Origin of the sequence: Campylobacter sp. BCW_4321 (assembly GCF_001763075.1) — a bacterium.
Classification (GTDB): Bacteria; Campylobacterota; Campylobacteria; order Campylobacterales; family Campylobacteraceae; genus Campylobacter_D; species Campylobacter_D jejuni.
In genome coordinates, this window is the sequence record NZ_MJYA01000037.1 from 1 (window position 1) to 2,298 (window position 2,298).

Here is a 2,298-nt window from a genome sequence, read left to right on the forward strand (position 1 = left end):
TAATCTACAAAAAATCAAGATTTTAGTCAAAATATATCAAAATTTACAAAAATGTAGCCGAACTCCTGATCTTATTGACATAGAAGAACTTGAATTTAACAAAGAAGACATTTTCGAAGAATTATTTTATGCTTTAGGCGGTTTAGGAGGTATGTATTCCGTAGAAATAATACAATCAAGAATTGCAAATTTCATCAAAATACTTGGCGGAGAACCTAAACTTTTATTAGAAAGATTCACAGCATAGACTTCAAAAAGAAGTCTATGCAAATACTCAATTTTAGAAAAATTAATTATTCAATAACGCAGCTTTTATTGTATCATTTGTTGCTTTGGCATATATAGCAGTAGTATTTAGTTTTGCATGTCTTAGAATTCCACAAGGTTTGTTCCTTTGGCTGTTAATCTCATGGCTAAAGTGTGTCTAAGCAAATGAAGTCCTTTTTTGCTGATCAAAGCTTTAGCGTAAATATTATTTACAATCAAAAAAGCATTGCTTCTATTTAAATGTTTTCCTATGCTAGTTTGCATTATGTAATCATGATCTTGGATATTTTCTTTAAAATATTCAAGCTCATCATCTACTTCTTTTTTAATAAATGCAAATTGTTCTTTACCACCCTTGCCTATTATGGATATTTTTAATATTTCATCATCAACCTCTTCAAAATCACAAAGTTTTACATTTAAAGCTTCAGAAATTCTAAGTCCTCCATAAAGCATAAGTTTTATCAGTAAAGAGTTTCTAAAACTATTATAAACTTCTTTTTTTGCTTTTTCTTTCTCTAAAACATTATTTAGCCTTATAATTTCATTTTCATTAAGATAATTTAATTTTTCTTCTGATTTTTCTGTTCTAAATCTAATTTTCTTCATATCAAAGGAAAAAATAAACAAATCATCATTATTATCGCTTATAAAAAAAGCTAGTTAATACTCTCAAATAAGTTATTTTTGTTTTTTTGATAGTTTATTGCCATTTTTTGAATTATTTTCTAAATAATTAAGAAAATTGACTAAAAAAGTCGTTTTTATATCGTTTATTTGCATTTCATCTTGATATTCTAAAGAATATTCTACAAATTCTAGTAAAATACGCCTATAAAGTAAAAAAGTATTATTTGAATAGGATAATGCTTGAATATGTTTCAAATAAGCTTCTATCCAACGCTCTAAATCTTCGCTTATTGTAGTATTTTTAAGTTTCATTTTATTTATATCCTTTTTTTATAACATAATTGAATATTATGTTATATTTATTTGCTTGTGTTAATATCAAAATATATATTTTAATAGGCTTATTTTGATATAAGATTATGTTATATATTTTAAATTATACCATAAAAATATTTATATTTTTGCATTATTTGTCTATTTATACAATTTTTTATTAAAATTATGGTATAATTTATATATTTTAACAAATAAAGGATAAAAATGGAAAAAAATACAATAAATAATGAAAATATTCAAAAAAATGAAATATTAATTCCAAAAAGAGTTTTATTTGATGAAAAAACATTAAAAATGATAGAAATGATGATTCCTACTTACAAAGATGAAATTTCTAATACAAATAAAGAAAATGAGAAAATTAATCAAATGATTAAGCTTGCTATAGAAAAAATGTTTAAAAATGATTTTTTGAATAAAATAAATAATTTTTAATTAGGTTTTTTTATGAATAATGTTTTGTTGCACAGAATAACTGAGAAAGGAAACATTCGCTATTATAGCATAGAAATTATTGCCACTCTATTTGAGGAATATATGGTTGAGAGAGTTTACGGAAATGTGCGTTTTAAAAGTTGCACAGGAAGAAAAAATAATGTATTTCCAAGTTTTAATGAGGCACAAATTTTTTTGAGAAGTTAAAGAAACAAAAAATGAAAAAAGGGTATGCGTAAGTTTTTGCTCAAAAAATAAGAAAAAAACATTGATAAAATAGGCTTTTGAGATAAGCTTTTAGCTAAACTCTCAAAAACAGGTAAAAAATCCTTATCAAATCCGCTAATTTCAATTTTTATAGCCATTTATATCCTTTCTTATATAATTTTTATTTTTATTATACCATAAAGGGTTTTGTTGTAAAATTGGAAAAAACTTTTTTTATATATAAAATTACATAAATAAGACAATCAAAATACAATATAAAAGATTAAAGAATAGTAAAAACGGTTTTTTAAAAAAACTAATATAAATATATGGCTAATTATATAATTAATCCTCCTCTAAGCCATCATTAATTCCTGCTTCTGCAAGTTCAAGCTGTTCTTTTTGATACACTTTATCATCTTT

General features: G+C 23.3%; 4 protein-coding genes and 1 pseudogene. 3 read left to right on the forward strand and 2 right to left on the reverse strand.

The features are described from left to right. The coding region (locus AJN58_RS05920) for a hypothetical protein (protein WP_186820939.1) at positions 1–247 on the forward strand (247 nt) is incomplete at its 5' end. A 42-nt stretch (positions 248–289) separates the two neighbouring features. On the opposite strand, the pseudogene AJN58_RS10525 reads toward AJN58_RS05920, so the two are convergent. Beyond that, positions 290–1,209: pseudogene (locus AJN58_RS10525) on the reverse strand (tyrosine-type recombinase/integrase). Positions 1,210–1,437: 228 nt separating this feature from the next. Between AJN58_RS10525 and AJN58_RS05935 the strand changes: the two are divergent. Continuing rightward, a complete protein-coding gene (locus tag AJN58_RS05935; RefSeq protein ID WP_002779694.1) occupies positions 1,438–1,668 on the forward strand; it encodes a hypothetical protein in 231 nt (76 codons plus the stop codon). 12 nt (positions 1,669–1,680) lie between these two features. Continuing rightward, positions 1,681–1,875 (forward strand): polymerase, encoded by a 195-nt coding sequence (locus tag AJN58_RS05940; protein WP_038401389.1) that lies wholly within the window; start codon positions 1,681–1,683, stop codon positions 1,873–1,875. Here the strand turns inward: AJN58_RS05940 and AJN58_RS10105 are convergent. Next, positions 1,872–2,033 (reverse strand): hypothetical protein, encoded by a 162-nt coding sequence (locus tag AJN58_RS10105; RefSeq protein ID WP_162842081.1) that lies wholly within the window; start codon positions 2,031–2,033, stop codon positions 1,872–1,874. The genes AJN58_RS05940 and AJN58_RS10105 overlap by 4 nt on opposite strands. Positions 2,034–2,298 lie beyond the last annotated feature (265 nt).